The sequence below is a fragment of the Sphingopyxis italica genome (assembly GCF_011926545.1).
GTDB lineage: Bacteria > Pseudomonadota > Alphaproteobacteria > Sphingomonadales > Sphingomonadaceae > Sphingopyxis > Sphingopyxis italica.
The window spans coordinates 1,454,364-1,468,298 of record NZ_JAATIT010000001.1; the positions used below are offsets into that span (position 1 = coordinate 1,454,364).

The 13,935-nt window shown below is 67.3% G+C and carries 11 protein-coding genes; 6 read left to right on the forward strand and 5 right to left on the reverse strand.

The window, feature by feature from the left end; genetic code table 11:
* The first annotated feature begins 370 nt into the window (after positions 1 to 370).
* From GGR90_RS06745 to GGR90_RS06755, 3 genes are all read left to right on the forward strand, one after another.
* Positions 371 to 868 (forward strand): DUF4402 domain-containing protein, encoded by a 498-nt coding sequence (locus GGR90_RS06745; protein WP_167920495.1) that lies wholly within the window; start codon positions 371 to 373, stop codon positions 866 to 868.
* Positions 869 to 1,057: 189 nt separating this feature from the next.
* Entirely contained in the window at positions 1,058 to 1,885 is an 828-nt protein-coding gene (locus tag GGR90_RS06750; protein ID WP_167920498.1) for a fimbrial biogenesis chaperone, read from the forward strand.
* 30 nt (positions 1,886 to 1,915) lie between these two features.
* A complete protein-coding gene (locus GGR90_RS06755) occupies positions 1,916 to 4,669 on the forward strand; it encodes a carboxypeptidase-like regulatory domain-containing protein (protein ID WP_245198421.1) in 2,754 nt (917 codons plus the stop codon).
* A 159-nt stretch (positions 4,670 to 4,828) separates the two neighbouring features.
* Here GGR90_RS06755 and GGR90_RS06760 read toward each other — a convergent pair whose 3' ends face one another.
* Positions 4,829 to 5,791 (reverse strand): patatin-like phospholipase family protein, encoded by a 963-nt coding sequence (locus GGR90_RS06760; RefSeq protein WP_167920500.1) that lies wholly within the window; start codon positions 5,789 to 5,791, stop codon positions 4,829 to 4,831.
* A 163-nt stretch (positions 5,792 to 5,954) separates the two neighbouring features.
* Here GGR90_RS06760 and GGR90_RS06765 point away from each other — a divergent pair, with 163 nt between their 5' ends.
* The 3 genes from GGR90_RS06765 to GGR90_RS06775 are packed head-to-tail and all read left to right on the forward strand — an operon-like array spanning position 5,955 to position 9,781.
* Positions 5,955 to 7,490, forward strand: coding sequence for an NAD(P)/FAD-dependent oxidoreductase (locus GGR90_RS06765; RefSeq protein ID WP_167920502.1), 1,536 nt, complete (start codon positions 5,955 to 5,957; stop codon positions 7,488 to 7,490).
* A 21-nt stretch (positions 7,491 to 7,511) separates the two neighbouring features.
* Positions 7,512 to 7,943, forward strand: coding sequence for a GtrA family protein (locus tag GGR90_RS06770; protein WP_167920504.1), 432 nt, complete (start codon positions 7,512 to 7,514; stop codon positions 7,941 to 7,943).
* The gene (locus tag GGR90_RS06775) at positions 7,940 to 9,781 is read left to right on the forward strand and encodes a hypothetical protein (protein ID WP_167920506.1); all 1,842 of its coding nucleotides are present in this window, start codon (positions 7,940 to 7,942) and stop codon (positions 9,779 to 9,781) included. The genes GGR90_RS06770 and GGR90_RS06775 overlap by 4 nt, the downstream gene beginning before the upstream one ends.
* Before the next feature lie 3 nt (positions 9,782 to 9,784).
* On the opposite strand, the gene msrB is transcribed toward GGR90_RS06775, so the two are convergent.
* From msrB to GGR90_RS06795, 4 genes are all read right to left on the reverse strand, one after another.
* Positions 9,785 to 10,270, reverse strand: a complete 486-nt coding sequence (gene msrB, locus GGR90_RS06780; RefSeq protein WP_167920508.1) for a peptide-methionine (R)-S-oxide reductase MsrB — start codon at positions 10,268 to 10,270, stop codon at positions 9,785 to 9,787.
* A 43-nt stretch (positions 10,271 to 10,313) separates the two neighbouring features.
* Complete coding sequence (locus tag GGR90_RS06785) at positions 10,314 to 11,549, reverse strand: cytochrome P450 (RefSeq protein ID WP_167920510.1); 1,236 nt, start codon at positions 11,547 to 11,549, stop codon at positions 10,314 to 10,316.
* A gap of 89 nt (positions 11,550 to 11,638) precedes the next feature.
* The gene (locus tag GGR90_RS06790) at positions 11,639 to 12,928 is read right to left on the reverse strand and encodes an ABC transporter permease (RefSeq protein ID WP_167920512.1); all 1,290 of its coding nucleotides are present in this window, start codon (positions 12,926 to 12,928) and stop codon (positions 11,639 to 11,641) included.
* Positions 12,925 to 13,881, reverse strand: a complete 957-nt coding sequence (locus GGR90_RS06795) for an ABC transporter ATP-binding protein (protein WP_167920522.1) — start codon at positions 13,879 to 13,881, stop codon at positions 12,925 to 12,927. Before GGR90_RS06795 ends, GGR90_RS06790 begins: the two co-directional genes overlap by 4 nt.
* Between the last annotated feature and the right edge of the window lie 54 nt (positions 13,882 to 13,935).

Consider the following 13,935-nt stretch of genomic DNA (forward strand, 5'->3'; position numbering starts at 1 on the left):
TCGATGCCGCAGACGTCGGCCCAAGTTTGTTTCGCACAAAGCCACGAAGAGGCTGGCTCACGAAGTTCGCTGCGTAAATCTCTGCCTCTGCGGTCTCTGCGCGAATCGAAACATGGTCCGCCGGGGCCGCGAGCGCGGCGGATTTGTATCAGTCCGGGCCAGAGCCCGTGATAAAATGCTTCGCGCGGCGAAGCTTTATTTATCTTAATACATTGATTTAAAGTGATTATTTGGAAAGTACGGGACCAATTCCTGCCGTCCCGTTAACCAAGCTTGCTGGCAAAGACTGAACGGGTCGCGCCCTAAACGGGTCGCCGAATGGGGTGGGATTTCCATTCGAATTTAGACCGAATTCAAGGGACCAAATCATATGCGCAACTATGGAATGAAGCGCGCCCTGCTGGGCGCCGCGATTGCTGCCCTCGCCATGAACGCCCCGGCGGCGCATGCGGCGACGGCCACCGGGACGGCGACGGCCAAGATCCTGCGCCAGATCACGCTCACCAAGACCAGCGACCTGCAATATGCGACGATCATCAGCGGCGCGACCGCGTCGACCGTCGCGGTGTCGACCGCGGGCGGCGTGAGCTGCGGCGTCGGGCTGACCTGCACCGGGACGGCTGCCGCGGGCAGCTTCGACGTCGAGGGCACGAGCGGCGCGGTGGTGCTCGTCGGCGGCGATGCGAGCGTGACGCTCAACGGATCGCTGGGCGGTAGCATGACGTCGACGCTGACCTATTCGGCGCCGAACATCACGCTCGGCGCCACCGGCGGCAGCTTTCAGATCGGCGGCACGCTGAGCGTCGGCGCCAACCAGGCGTCGGGCGATTATTCGGGGACGTTCAACGTCACCGCCAATTATCAGTAAATATTGGGGGCCTGGCGGGCCTGGATCCGCCAGCCGTGTAAATGGGGTCGCCGGGCGAGGGTTCGGCGACCCCTTTTTTTGCGGGGCCGCAGCGATGGTTAGCGAAATATCAACCATGTCGGCGCAAACAGGACGCGACCATCGGGACGGTGTGGGGCCGGCTCCCGGACGATTGTGGGGATCGTATCCATGCTTCGCTTTTTGAAGGCCTTTGGCCTATTCACCGCGGCTGCGCTCGGCGCCGCGGTATCGCCCGCGCTGGCGTCGGGCGATCTGCTCGTCGCGCCGACGCGGGTCATCCTCGACGGATCGCGCGGGACCGAGGTGGTGCTGAGCAATATCGGCAGCGCGCCCGCGACCTATCGCATCAGCCTCGAGATCAAGCGGATGACCGCCGCGGGCGGGCTCGACGAGATCGCCGAGGAAAAGGCCACGCCCGCCGAGCGCGCGGCGCTCGACATGATCGTCTTCAGCCCGCGCCGCGTGACGCTGCCGCCGAACCAGCCGCAGGTGGTGCGCGTCGGGGTGCGCGTGCCGGAGGGGCTGCCGCCGGGTGAATATCGCGCGCATATGCTGTTCCGCGCGGTTCCCGATACGGTTCCGGCGGAGTCAGCCGAAGCGAAGTCCGCGAGCACCGGCGTGTCGATCGCGCTGACGCCGATTTACGGCATCACGATACCGGTGATCGTGCGCGTCGGCGACCTTGGCGCGGAGGCGGTGATCGGCGACGCTTGGGTCAGCGAGGGGGCGGACGGGCCGGCGTTCAATTTCGACTTGTCGCGGACGGGAAGCCGCTCGATCTATGGCGATATCGAGGTGACGCGGCCGGGGGTGGCCGAACCTCTGCTCGTCGCGCGCGGGATCGCGGTCTATCCCGAGGTCGGCGCGCGCACGGTGTCGCTGCGCGTCCCGGACGAGGTGGCGGCGAAGCTGAAAGGGCCGGTGCGCATCCGCTATTCGGAGGACCGCGAAATCGGCGGCGGCACGATCGACGAGGCCGACCGGGTGGTGAAGTAGAAATCGGACGGACACGTAGGCGCGGCCGTGATGCGGTGGGGGCGCTTCGTCGTCGCCGCGCTGGCGCTGGCGGGTCTCGCGCCCGCCAGCGCCGAAGCCGTTGATCGAACGGCGGTTTCTCCCTCCTCCGCGGCGTGGGCGCCGAACGCGGACGACAGCTGGCTGTTCGACGTGAGGTCGGGGCAATACCGGCTCGGCGACGGGGTGCGCGGATATCGGACGCCGCAGGGGATTTGCGTCGATCTGGGCGATGTCGTGCTCGCGCTCGACCTTGCGGTGCGCGTCGACCGGAAGTTGCGCCGCGCAACCGGATGGGTGTTCGACGAGCGGCGCAGCCTGACGATCGACCGCGACGCGGGCGAGGTGCGGGCGGGGAGCCGGAGTTTCGCGCTGGACGCGACGACGATCCGCGACACGGCGGCGGGCTGGTGCGTCGACCTCGATAGTTTGAACCAGTGGCTGGGCGTGCCTTTGACCGCCGATTTGTCGAACGCGGTGCTGCGCGTCGATGCGAAGGAAAAGCTGCCGTTCCAGCTCGCCGCCGAACGCCGCGGGCGCGCAGCGTCGATCCGCCCGCAGGCGGCCTTCGACCTGGCGAGCCTGCCGCAGGCGGCGCGGCCGTATCGGGCATGGGCGAGCCCGTCGGTCGATGTCGTCGCCTCGGCGGGGGTCGTGTCGGACAAGCGCGGCGGATCCTATGTGCAAGGGCGCTACGAGATTTTCGCCGCGGGCGAGGTGCTGGCGCAAAGTTTCGACGCGCGGCTGTCGTCGGATAACGAGGGGGTGCCCGACAGCTTGCGGACGCGGCTCTATCGCACCGATCCCGAAGGGCGGCTGCTCGGCGCGCTGAATGCAACGCATTATGGCGTCGGCGACGTCGGCCTGCTCTCGACGGGAATCGTCGCGGCGTCGGCGCCGGGGCGCGGGGCGGTGTTGACCAATCGCCCGGTCGAGCGCCCCGACGCGTTCGACAAGACCGATTTCCGCGGCGATCTGCCTGCGGGCTGGGACGCCGAACTCTATCGCAACGGGCAGCTGCTCGCCTTCACGAGCCCGAATGGCGACGGCCGCTATGAATTCATCGACGTGCCGCTGCAATATGGCGCAAACCGCTTCGAGATCATACTGTACGGGCCGCAGGGGCAGGTGCGGCGCGAGATCAAGCAGGTGCAGGTGGGCATGGATTCGATCCCGCCGCAGCAGACCTGGTATTGGGCGGGCGTTGCCCAGGAAAACACCGATCTGATCGAATTCGGGGGCCGGCGCGGGGGCGCGTATCGGCGCGGGTGGCGCGCGACGGCGGGGGTGGAGCGCGGGCTCGATACGCGCACCTCCGCATCCGTCCATCTGCACAGTCTGCTGATCGAGAATGTCCGCCGTCATTATGGCGAGGTCGCGCTGCGGCGCTCGATCGGGCCGACTTTGCTCGAAGTCGGCGGCAGCTATGCCAATGATGGCGGCATCGCCGCGCGCGCGGGTTGGCTCGCGGCGTTCGGCGAAACCTATGTGCGGGCCGACGCGATGCGCGGCTGGGGCGGGTTCGTGTCCGATCGTTTGTCGGGCAATATCAACGGCATTTATTCGGTGTCGGTCGATCAGCCGGTGAAGCTGGGGCGGACGATATTGCCGCTCCATTTCGATGTGCGGCAGGTCGAGCGATGGTCGGGGGGCGACAGCCTGGAGGCGCGCGCGCGCGCGTCGGCGAGCTTTCGCGCGCTGACTTTCACCGGCCAGCTCGACTGGAGCCGGACGAAGGCGCCGGCCGGCGCCGATCCCCCCGACAACCTCACCGCCAGCCTGCTCGCCAACGCCCGGATCGGGCGGGTTCGCGTCCGTGGTGAGGCGCGTTTCGCGCTGGCGGGCGAGAATAGCGACACGCGCATGGTGCTGATCGGCGAATGGGCCGGGAAGGGCGAGGCCGAATGGCGCGCCGAGCTCGGCTATGACCGTGGGCTCGATCGCGCGCGCGCCGGGCTGGGATATACGCGTCGTTTCAACAAGTTGCAGCTGACGGGATTCGGCGAGGTCGCGAGCGACGGATCGATCGCGGCGTCGTTGGCGCTCGCCTTAAGCTTCGGGCCGCGGTCGAACGGCGGCTGGCGCGTATCAGCTGAGAAGCTCGCGAGCCGGGGGCGGGTGGTCGCCGAAGTGTGGATGGACGAGAATGGCGACGGGGTGCGCCAGCCGGGCGAGGCGGCGATGCCCGATGTGCCGCTGACCGCGGGCAACGCCTTTGTCGACGCGGCGACCGACAAGGCGGGGCGCGGGATGATCGACGGGCTCGAGCCGTTCCGCGCGGTGATGATCGGGATCGACGCGGGCAGCCTGCCCGACCCCTATGTCCAGCCCGCGCTGCCGGGGGTGGTGGTGACACCGCGGCCCGGCGTTGCGACGCGGGTGTTGTTGCCGATGGCGGCGGCGGGAGAAATCGAGGGGGTTTTCCGGCGCGACGGCGGCAATGTGGTCGAGGGACTGCGCGTCGAACTGATCGATGTCGAAGAGCGTGTGCGCGCGGCGACGCTGACCGAATTCGACGGCTATTTCCTGTTCGAGGGCGTCGCCTACGGGCGCTATACGGTGCGGCTGGGCGAGGCGTCGGCGGCGGCGCTACGGCTCGACGGGGCATTTGTGATAAGTGCGGTGCCGGGCAAGGCGACGCCGCGCGTGCGGCTGGGAACGCTGGTGCTGAAGCCGCTGGTGCGTGACGTTGCGATACGGAACGAAGCGCCTGCCGGTGGCAACAATGCGCGCGGGCCGCCGGGCGATGGGGACGACGAATTCTAGTCAGCTTTGGGGTGGGGAGCTGCCACTCTCTATTCCGTCATCCCGGCGAAGGCCGGGATCTCGCCGGTGCGTGAATCCGATAGGGAGAGATCCCGGCCTTCGCTGGGATGACGATGAATAGGACGGCAGTCTCCGGCCGATTGCGGTCGCTGATCGCCCTCAACTCAGCAGCGGCTCCAGCGCGTCCCATTCGCGGTCGACGGCGCGGCGGCCGGCGTCGATTGCGGCGCGGATCCGGGCGGGGTCGAATTCGAGCGTTTCGGCAACTTCCTCTTCGGGCTCGATGATGCGGATCGGCGCGAAGCGGTAGTGGGCGATTTGGACGTCGAGCGGGCGGAGGATGCGCGCCGCCTGCGCGCCGCCGATGCCTTCGTTCTGGAGCGCGCGGAGCTGCGCCTCGCGCGCGGCGATCAGGTCGTTGATCAGTGCTGCACCGGAGAGGTCGTTCGCCGAGACTTCGGACTGGAGGATATCGACCGCGCGCAGCCCGATCTTGATGAGGTTGGGGAAGGTGCGCACCGGGCCGGGCTGCGGCGCGGGCGAGGCGCGCACCGCGATCACCCCGCGCGGGTTCATTTCGAGCGCCGAGCTCAGGGGCGTCACGTCGCGCACCCCGCCGTCGACCCATTGCTCCTCGGTCCCGTCGCGCGCGCGCGTCTTCAGCGGATCGAAGAAGAGCGGCATCGCGCAGCTCGCATAGACCCAATTGTGGATGCCGGGCACGCTTTCGTCGATCGTGCGATAGGTGCCGGTGCCGAGATTGACGACGCCGAGCAGGAGTTTGCGTCCGCTCGCGCGCAGTTTCGTTTCGTTCGCGAAGCCCTTGAGCAGGCGTTTGAGCGGGGCGGTGTCGTAGAGCGCATCCTCGCCGAGCAGCCCGCCGACGACGCCGAGCGGGCGCGATTTGTAGATCGAGCTGTTGCCGCGGATGCCGAGCCAGGCGTCGAGCAGCGCGGGGACATCGTCCTGCGCGACCCCCAAGGCCTGGATCGCGCCGGTCGAGACGCCGGCGACGATGTCGAGCCGGACGCTGCGATTGACGACGAGTTCGTGGACGACGCCGACCTGGAAGGCGCCCTTCGCGCCGCCGCCGCTCAATACGATTGCCAGACCGCCTGCCATATCGTGCGCCTCCTTGGCTGAAGCCGTTTTACAGCAACACGGGCCGCGCCCCAAGGTGCGAAGCGGCCTTTGCGGCAGAATCCCGGCGCCGCGTTAACCAGTTTTTATCCATGATTGGCCACAGGGGTAGCGAGCATGAATTTGCCTGTGGGGAATAATAAGCATGTCCGAAGCCTCTGGTTCGAAAAATCGTCCGACGAGCGCCGACGTCGCCATCATCGGTGCCGGTCCTGCGGGGTTGACCGCCGCCTATCTGCTGACGCAGCAGGGTTACAGCGTGACGGTGATCGAAAAGGACGCGGTCTATGTCGGCGGGATCAGCCGGACGGTCGAGCATGAGGGCTTTCGTTTCGATATCGGCGGGCATCGTTTCTTTTCTAAAAGCCGCGAAGTCGTCGAGCTGTGGAACGAGATTTTGCCCGACGATTTCATCGAGCGCCCGCGGATGAGCCGCATCTATTATGAGGGCAAATTTTATTCCTATCCGCTGCGCGCGTTCGAGGCGCTGTGGAACCTCGGCGTGGTGCGTTCGACCTTGTGCATGGTGAGCTACGCCAAGGCGAAGCTGCTGCCGAAGAAAAAGGTGCGCAGTTTCGAGGACTGGACGATCAACCAGTTCGGGCGGAAGCTCTATTCGATCTTTTTCAAGACCTATACCGAAAAGGTGTGGGGGATGCCGTGCGACGAGATGTCGGCCGACTGGGCGGCGCAGCGCATCAAGGGGCTTTCGCTCGGCGGCGCGGTGATCGACGGGCTGAAACGTAGCCTCGGGCTCAACAAGAAACCCAATGACGGCATGGCGACCAAGACCCTGCTCGAAACCTTCCGCTATCCGCGGCTTGGCCCCGGCATGATGTGGGAGGCGGCGCGCGACAAGGTCGTCGCGGGCGGCAATCATGTGCTGATGGGGCACAGCTTCAAGCAGCTGACGCAGGACCAGAAGACCGGGCGCTGGCGGATGACCGCGAGCGGGCCCGACGGCGATGTCGTGATCGACGCCGGCCATGTGATCAGCTCGGCGCCGATGCGCGAACTGGCGGCACGCATCCACCCGCTACCGGCGTGCGCGCTGAATGCCGCATCGAACCTCAAATATCGCGATTTTCTGACCGTCGCGCTCAAGATTCGCTCGGAGGATCTGTTCCCCGACAACTGGATCTATATCCACGACAGCAAGGTGCAAGTCGGCCGGGTGCAGAATTTCCGCAGCTGGTCGCCCGAGATGGTGCCCGACCCCGAACTCGCGTGCGTCGGCCTCGAATATTTCTGTTTCGAAGGCGATGGGCTCTGGGCGTCGAGCGACGAGCGCCTGATCGCGCTGGCGACGAAGGAAATGGAAATCCTGGGGCTTTGCGACCCCGAAGATGTCGTCGGCGGCGCCGTCGTGCGGCAGGAAAAGGCCTATCCTGTCTATGACGATGAATATGCCGCGCATGTCGAGACGATGCGCAGCGAACTCGAGGCGCGTTATCCGACGCTGCACATGGTCGGGCGCAACGGCATGCACCGCTATAACAACCAGGATCATGCGATGATGACCGCGATGCTGACGGTGCGCAACATCGCCGCGGGCGAGAAACTCTATGACATCTGGGGCGTCAACGAGGATGCCGAATATCATGAGAGCGGCACCGAGGGCGAACAGGCCGCGCTGGCGTCGGTTCGCGAGGTGCCGGCGCGCGTCGCTAAGGCGGCGTAAGGCCCGTCCGGGATCGGTGCGATGCAACCCATCACCAAATTGATCGCGTCGGTGCGGCGCGGCGAGATTCGCTGGCTGAACTATCTGCTCGCGAGTGGGCTCGCGCTCGGCAGCGACGCGGGGCTGTTTCTGCTGTTGCTCGACGCCGGGCTGGCGCCGGTAACGGCGTCGGCGACCGGATATTGCGCGGGCATCCTCGTTCACTGGGTGATTTCGAGCCGGCTCGTCTTCGCCGACGGCGCCGCGGCGCGCGGCACGGGTGAGCGGCATCGCCAGAAGCTGCTTTTCGTCGGCTCGGCGCTCGTCGGCCTCGCGGTCACGACCGCGATCGTCGGCGGGGGCAGTGCGCTGGGGCTCGACCCGCGGCTCGCCAAGCTCGCGGCGATCGTCGTGAGTTTCCAGACCACCTATCTGCTGCGCCGCCATATCGTGTTCCGGGCCGCCGCGGCATGAGCGACGCGCCGCCCGCTTCAAATCCGGGCGGCATCAAGCTCGGTCCCTGGTTCACGCCCGCGCGCATCGCACTGATTATCTGGGGCTTGATGAGCCTGATCGCGATCGCCGCCAAATGGCGCGCGATCGGGGCACTGGACCTCGCCGATACCGACGATGCGATGCGCATGGCGCAGGTGCGCGACCTGCTCGCCGGGCAAGGCTGGTGGGATCTGGCGCAATATCGCGTCAATCCGGCCGGCGGCGGCGTGCTGATGCACTGGTCGCGCATCGTCGATGCGCCGCTTGCTGCTGGAATCCTTATCCTGAAGCCGCTGTTCGGGCAGGCGATGGCCGAGCGGATCGTGATGGCGCTGTGGCCGCCGCTGCTCGGCGCCGCGCTCAGTGTCGCCTGCGCGCTCGGCTACCGCAATCTGTCCGACCGTCGGATTGCCTATGTGGTGCCGCTGTTCCTGATCATGTCGGGCTATATCCTCGTCCAGTTCCGGCCGCTGCGCGTCGACCATCATGGCTGGCAGATTTTCCTTGCGATGCTGGTGATGGCGCAGGCGCTGCGCCCCGCGAGCTGGCAGGCGGGGCTGCTCGGCGGGCTGTTCGCGGCGGCGCTGCTCGCGGTGTCGATCGAAGGGCTGCCCGTCGTCGCGCTGTTCGCGGGGCTTGCGGCGCTGCGCTGGGCGCTAGAGGGCCGGAGCGAGGATCGCGCGCGGCTGTGTGGTTATATGGGGGCGCTCGCGGCCGGGGCGATCCTGCTCCAGTTCGTGACGCGCGGTCCGGTGGGCCTCGTCGGTAGCTGGTGCGATTCGCTTTCGGCTCCCTATATGGCGGCGTTCGTCGCGGCGGCGGCGGTGAGTTTTGCCGCGGCGCGCGCGAATCCCGGCATGGCGTGGGTCCGCTTCGCTTTGCTAGGGCTGGCCGGCATCGCGGCGGCGGGGGCGCTGGTGGGAACCGAACCGCAATGCGCGAACGGACCCTTTGCCGCCCTCGATCCTATCGTCGTGCAATATTGGTATCGCAACGTCCTCGAAGGCCAGCCTTTGTGGGTCGCGAAGCCGCACGACATGATCCATGTGCTGGTGCCGACGCTCATCGGTCTGGTCGGATCGATCCTTGCGTGGCGTGGTTCGGCCGAGGCCGCGGATCGAAGGAATTGGGCGACGGTCATCGTCGCGCTCGCCGGGGCGGCGGCGCTGTCGCTGCTCGTGTTCCGCAGCGTGTCGACCGCGCATCTCTTCGCCTTGCCCGGCTGCGCCTGGCTCGGCCTGCGCGCGTGGGGCTGGGCGCGGACGATTTCGTCGACGGTGCCGCGCATCCTCGCGTCGGCGATGGCGGCGCTGACGCTGCCGCTGCTCGGCAGCATGGCGGTCGCCGCGGCACTGACGCCGCTGGTCCCCGCGCTCAAAGACGAGGAGAAAAGGGCGACCGCGGAGAAGGCCGAGGCCAACCCCTATAAGGCGAACTGCCTCGACCCCACGGCGATCGCCGACCTCAATCATCTGCGAGCGACGACGCTGCTGACGCCGATCGACCTCGGCGCGCCGCTGGTGTTCTGGACGCGGCACAGCCTCGTCGCGACGCCGCATCACCGCAACAGGCAAGCGATGGCTGATACGATCCGCGCCTTTGCAGGCGATCCGGCGAAGGCCGAGGCGCTGGTGCGGCGGCAGCAGGCGACGCTGGTCGTCTTTTGCCGCACCGCCAATGATTTTACCAAATATCGCCTCGCGAGGAAGGATTCGCTGGGCGCGCAGCTTTACGCGGGGACGCCGCCGGCGTGGCTAGACGCGGTGCCGATCGGCTCGCGCGCGGGGCTGTCGGTGTGGCGGGTGAAGCCCGAGTAGGGATCAGGCGGCGCGGAAGCCGAGCGCCGCGCCGTTCATGCAATAGCGTTTGCCCGTCGGTTTCGGCCCGTCGTTGAAGACATGGCCGAGGTGGCCGCCGCAGCGGCGGCAATGCACTTCGGTGCGCGCATAGCCGAGGTCGCGGTCGGTCGCGGTGCCGATCGCGCCTTTGAGCGGCGCCCAGAAGCTCGGCCAGCCGGTGCCGCTGTCGAACTTGGTCTTGCTCGAATAGAGCGGCAGCGCGCAGCCGGCGCAGACGAAAGTGCCGGCGCGTTTTTCCCGATCGAGCGGGCTGGTGAAGGCGCGCTCGGTCGCGGCCTCGCGCAGCACGCGATATTGAAGCGGCGACAGGCGCTTTTTCCATTCGGCGTCGCTGAGCTGCCAGCCGGCCTGCGCCTTGGGACGCGCCGATTTGGCGAAAAGCATCGGCGCGCCGATGACGGCGCCGCCGAGCGCGAGTCCGCCGAGAATGTAACGACGTTCGATCATGTCCTTGATACGTATGGCGCGGCCGCCGGGTTACAAGCGGGCGTCAATATTTCTCGATTCGTACCGGCAGCGCGCGGAAGCCGTGGACGAAACAGGCGTGGACGCGCTCGGGATCGCCCGTGACTGTCACGCGCATCCGCCGCGCCGCCATTTCCTCGAGCAGGATGCGCAGTTGCAGTTCGGCGAGGCGCGCACCGACGCAGCGGTGAACGCCGTAACCGAAAGAGAGGTGGCGGCGGGCATTCTCGCGATCGAGCCGCAGCGCGTCGCCGTCGTCGAACACGCTCTCGTCGCGGTTCGCCGAGATATACCAGAGGATGAGCTTGTCGCCCTTTTTGATCGAATGCCCGAACAGATCGGCGTCGGCGAGCGCGGTGCGGCGCATGTGCGCGAGCGGGGTCTGCCAGCGGATGATCTCGCTCACCGCATTGGGGATGAGCGCCGGATCGGCTTCGAGCTTCGCGCGCTGGTCGGGATATTTGTCGAGCCCATAGGCGAGCCCCGACATGGTGTTGCGCGTCGTATCGTTGCCGCCGACGATCAGGAGGACGAGGTTGCCGATGAACTCATATTTGTCCATGTGGCTCATCGCTTCGCTGTGGAGCATCATCGACAGGAGGTCGGGGGTCGGCGGCTGGTTCGCCTTTTCCATCCACAGTCGCTGGAAATAGACGAAGGCTTCTTCGAGCACCGCGCGGCGCTGTTCCTTGAGTTCGACCTTTTGCGCGAGTTCGACGTCGCCCATCCAGTCGGACCATTCGGTCAGCTTGCGGCGGTCTTCCCACGGAAAGTCGAACAGCAGCGCGAGCATCTGCGTCGTCAGTTCCATCGATACGCGGTCGACCCAGTCGAAGGTCGCGCCCCACGGCAGGCCGTCGAGCACCTCGCCGGTGCGATTCCTTATGTCTTCGCTGAGGCGCGTCATTTCGGCGGGGGTGAAGGCGGGGGCGACGGTGCGGCGCTGGTCGGTGTGCTGCGGCCGGTCCATCGCGATGAACATCGGCAGGCGAAAATCCTCATCCTCGTCGCGTTCGAGGATCGTGATCCCGCCATATTCCCATGAGGAGCTATAGATGTCGGGCAGCGCCTCGACATGCTGGATCGCCTGATGGCTCGCGATATTCCAATAGGGGCCGTGGACGCTGTCCTCGCACTTCACGATACCGCCGGCCTTGCGGATTTCGGCGAAGGGCGCCTGCCAGCGATCCTCCGAATAGATCGCGGCGGGGCTCATGTCATAGCGATCGGTGACGGGCTGGGGCGCGGCTGCAGTCGCCATCGGGGCATCCTCCTCCTCAAAAGGGACTCGCCGCGACGCTTGCCGCCGTCGACCAGATCAGTTGCAGGATGCCACTGTTTACAACTTTGTCAACGAGGCTGGGACGAAGCGGCTTCGACGGCGGCCGCAGCCGCGGCGGCGGCCTTTGCGCCGCGCCAGAATTTCCAGCCACCGCCGCTGCTGAGCACGCCGGCGCGGAACAGGCGGACCGAAATCCAGATGACGAGCGCGACCCACAGCGCCTGCCAGCCGAGCGCGAGCAGATGGACGGCTTGTCCATCGTCGGTCGCGGCGCGGGCCGCCATCGCGAGCGGCGAGGAAAAGGGAAAGATTTGCGCGAAGCGGGCGAGGCCGCTGTCGGGCGCGCTCGCGGCGGCGGCGCAGAGGCTGAACATGCCGACCTGGAAGATGGTGATCGGCAGGCTGAGCATCTGGATCTCGCGCACCGTTGCCGCCTGCGCGCCGACGCCGAGAAAGACCGCGCCGAGCAGCAGGAAGGACATGACGAAATAGATGAAACCGATGCCGAGGAAGAAGGGCCAGCCGGTCGCGGGCATCGCCGCGAGGGCGGTGGCGGCCTTGCCCGCCTTGCCCGCGGCGGCGATGGCGGCCGGATCCATCTGCGTCGCGGCGATCAGTCCGCCGCCGAACGCGAGTGCCATCCAGAAGGCGATGAACAGCACCGCGACGCCGAGGAAACCGAGCAGCTTGCCGAGGAAGACGCTTTCGAGCGGCACCGCGGCGGCGAGGATTTCGATGACCTTGTTGCCCTTTTCCTCCGCAAGCGAGCTCACCGTCTGCCCCGCGAGGAGCAGGGTCAGAAGGAAGATGACGAACACCGCGCCGAAGCCGAGCGATTGCTGCACCGCGATGCTCGTGCCCGCGCTGGCCAGGCTTTCGAAGCGCGGCGTCACCGGCGGCAGGTCGCCGGCGGCTTTGGCGCGGCGCACCTCGCCCGCGAGCAGGGCGAGATAGCGTCCCGAGCCGCTGTCCGCCTCGCGCTCGACGATGCGCGGCGCGTCGAGCGGACCGCTCATCACGGCATAGGTATCGCTGCCCTTTTCGCGCGCGATCGCGACGGGGTCGGCGGCGGGGGTGGCGACGCGCAGTTCGAGCAGCGCGGGTTCGCGCGGCATCACGGCGCGCAGCCGGCTATCGGCGGCGCGCAGCGCCTCGATTTCGGCAGGATCGGCAACCGCGACGATGCGCCCCTTGCCGCGCGCGCTGTCGGCGAGCTGCGACGCGCCCATGCCGCCCGCGAGGCCCATGCCGACCATGAACAGCGGCGCGAGCAGAAAGAGCAGGAAGGTCGGCGTCGCGACGATCGCGAGGAAGTCGCGCCGCGCGATCACGAACATGCTTTGGATGAAGGGGGTCATGCGCTTGCCTCCTCGATGGCATCCTCGGCCGCGTCGGCGTCGAAGCTCGCGTCGACCTGGCGGACGATATGGACGAAGGCGTCGTGGAGCGCCGGGCGGCTGATCGACAGGCCGGTGACGCCATGGCCGCTCGCGGTGATTCGCGCGAGCAAGGGTTCGACGTCGTCATCCTCGATCGCGAAATGCCAGGCGTCGCCGCGCCGTTCGGCGCCGGCGGGCAGGGTCGCGGCGACTGCGGCGGAATCGCCGGCATCGCGCGGGGTGTAGCGCACCTGCATCGGCAGCAGCGCGCGCGCCTCGTCGACCGTCCCCTCGAACCGCCGCGCCGAGCGCGCGATGATCGCGATGCGGTCGCAGAGCCGCTCGGCGTGCGCCATCACATGCGTCGAGAAAAGGATCGTCGCGCCGCGCGCCTGCTCGCGCCGGACGAGCGTTTCGAGCCGCTCCTGATTGACGGGGTCGAGCCCCGAAAAAGGCTCGTCGAGGACGATGAGGTCGGGGGCGTGGACGATCGAGCCGATGAGCTGGACCATCTGCGCCATGCCCTTCGACATTTTGCGAATCTTGGCGTCGATCACGCGTTCCAGCCCGAGTTCGGTCATGAAGGTCGCGGCGCGGCGGCGGCCTTCCGACCAGTCGAGCCCGCGCAGCGCGCCCATGAAGGCGATCGCCTCGCGCGCCTTCATGCCGGGGTAGAGCCCGCGTTCCTCGGGCAGATAGCCGATGCGGTGGCGCACGCTCTGCGGCTTGTGGCCGCCGAGCAGCCGGCTTGTCCCCGCGTCGGGGTCGATGATGCCGAGCGTCATGCGCAGGCTCGTCGTCTTGCCGGCGCCGTTGGGGCCGAGCACGCCATAGATGCTGCCCGTCGGCACCGCGAGACTGACCTGGTCGACCGCCTTGTAATCGCCGAAATATTTGGTGAGGCCGTCCGCCTCGACGCTGAAATCGTTCAAATGCCGGTCCCCAATCTTCCTCTACGCAAGCTATGGCACGGCGAGGCGGCTCGC

Excerpts from the sequence above, each read along its gene's own strand:
- GGR90_RS06770 (WP_167920504.1), top strand. The coding sequence starts at position 7,512 with ATGCAACCCATCACCAAATTGATCGCGTCGGTGCGGCGCGGCGAGATT.
- GGR90_RS06785 (WP_167920510.1), bottom strand. The coding sequence starts at position 11,549 with ATGGCGACTGCAGCCGCGCCCCAGCCCGTCACCGATCGCTATGACATG.
- GGR90_RS06775 (WP_167920506.1), top strand. The coding sequence starts at position 7,940 with ATGAGCGACGCGCCGCCCGCTTCAAATCCGGGCGGCATCAAGCTCGGT.
- GGR90_RS06790 (WP_167920512.1), bottom strand. The coding sequence starts at position 12,928 with ATGACCCCCTTCATCCAAAGCATGTTCGTGATCGCGCGGCGCGACTTC.
- GGR90_RS06750 (WP_167920498.1), top strand. The coding sequence starts at position 1,058 with ATGCTTCGCTTTTTGAAGGCCTTTGGCCTATTCACCGCGGCTGCGCTC.
- GGR90_RS06755 (WP_245198421.1), top strand. The coding sequence starts at position 1,916 with ATGCGGTGGGGGCGCTTCGTCGTCGCCGCGCTGGCGCTGGCGGGTCTC.
- GGR90_RS06760 (WP_167920500.1), bottom strand. The coding sequence starts at position 5,791 with ATGGCAGGCGGTCTGGCAATCGTATTGAGCGGCGGCGGCGCGAAGGGC.
- msrB (WP_167920508.1), bottom strand. The coding sequence starts at position 10,270 with ATGATCGAACGTCGTTACATTCTCGGCGGACTCGCGCTCGGCGGCGCC.
- GGR90_RS06745 (WP_167920495.1), top strand. The coding sequence starts at position 371 with ATGCGCAACTATGGAATGAAGCGCGCCCTGCTGGGCGCCGCGATTGCT.
- GGR90_RS06765 (WP_167920502.1), top strand. The coding sequence starts at position 5,955 with ATGTCCGAAGCCTCTGGTTCGAAAAATCGTCCGACGAGCGCCGACGTC.